The sequence below is a fragment of the Falsiroseomonas tokyonensis genome (genome assembly GCF_019024325.1).
In the GTDB taxonomy this organism is placed as follows: Bacteria; Pseudomonadota; Alphaproteobacteria; order Acetobacterales; family Acetobacteraceae; genus Falsiroseomonas; species Falsiroseomonas tokyonensis.
The window spans coordinates 1-1,244 of record NZ_JAFNJS010000047.1; the positions used below are offsets into that span (position 1 = coordinate 1).

The window sequence follows — 1,244 nt, forward strand, 5'->3', positions numbered from 1 at the left end:
ATGTCCTTCGTCCCATGCAAGGGCCTCCGATCGGGTGAAAACCTTATCCAGGTGTCCATCGAACCGGCAGCAGGCCACGCGCCTGACCCGGCAGATTGAGGCGCAGGTGGCGGAGTGGTCGCTCGCGCCGCTGGTCATCGCCTTGCAGGCGATGCGCGGCGTTGCGTTGATCGTCGCCGTAACTCTGGTGGCCGAACTCGGCGACCTCAGCCGGTTCGCCAGCCCAGCGCAGTTGATGGCCTATGTCGGCCTGGTTCCCTCGGAGCGTTCGAGCGGGCCGAAGACCCGCCGCGGCGGCATCACCAAGACGGGTAACGGCGAAGTCAGGAAGACGCTGGTCGAGGCCGCCTGGACCTATCGCCGGCCGGCTCGCATCAGCGAGCTCAAGCAGCGCAGCGTCGACGCCGCGCCGAAGGCCGCACGGGAGATCGCCTGGAAGGCGCAGGTGCGGCTCTGTGCCCGCTACCGGCGTCTGGCCGCTGGTAAGCCGGTGCAGGTCGTCGTCACGGCGATCGCGCGCGAAATGCTCGGTTTTATCTGGGCGATCGGGCGGGAGGTGCATCCCATCCCTGCCTGACGTCGATCGCCCAATCCACTCCACCCGATGCGCAGGGCGGGAGGCGGGGCCGCGGTAGGGGAACCCTCGGGAGCCCCCCTGGGCGGATCCACGATCCACGCCCGATAAAAGACCGAGGCAGCCCCGCGACGAACCGTGGTCATGCGGTAGCCAACCCGCGAATGAGAGCTTGATCAACCGTCGTCCGTTCCGCTCCGCCTCCCACCCCGCGCATCAAAGTCGCCGCTCCCATCCGCCGAATGCGGAACGGCAAAGCTTGTTCATCGCTTGACTAAACGGACATGAGAGGGGGCTCTACGCTCGATCCGTCCGGCTACGACGCGGGCAAGAAGGTCGTCGGCCGCAAGCGCCACCTGCTGACCGACACCATCGGCATGCTGCTCGCGGTGATCGTGCATCCCGCCAGCGTGCAGGACAGGGATGGCGCCGAACCGCTGCTGCGCCAGGCGCGCAGGCTGTTCCCCTTCGTCGAGCGCATCATCGGCGACGCGGGCTATCAGGGGCCGAAGATGGCCGCCGCCGTCGCCCGAACCGGCACGTGGAAGATCGAGATCGTCCGCCGCTGCGACAAGCACAAGTTCGTCGTGCTGCGTAAGCGTCAGCCGATCCCGGCCTTGAGTTGATGGTGCTGGTTCGCCGAAGTGGTTGTCATGACGGACAGCACGAC

2 protein-coding genes are annotated in these 1,244 nt (G+C 67.0%); both read left to right on the forward strand.

Annotated features, from left to right (window positions below; all coding sequences use genetic code 11):
* On the forward strand, positions 1 to 577 hold a 577-nt coding region (locus J3S20_RS29885), incomplete at its 5' end, for a transposase (protein ID WP_216840574.1).
* A 281-nt stretch (positions 578 to 858) separates the two neighbouring features.
* Entirely contained in the window at positions 859 to 1,200 is a 342-nt protein-coding gene (locus tag J3S20_RS29890; protein WP_216840575.1) for a transposase, read from the forward strand.
* Positions 1,201 to 1,244 lie beyond the last annotated feature (44 nt).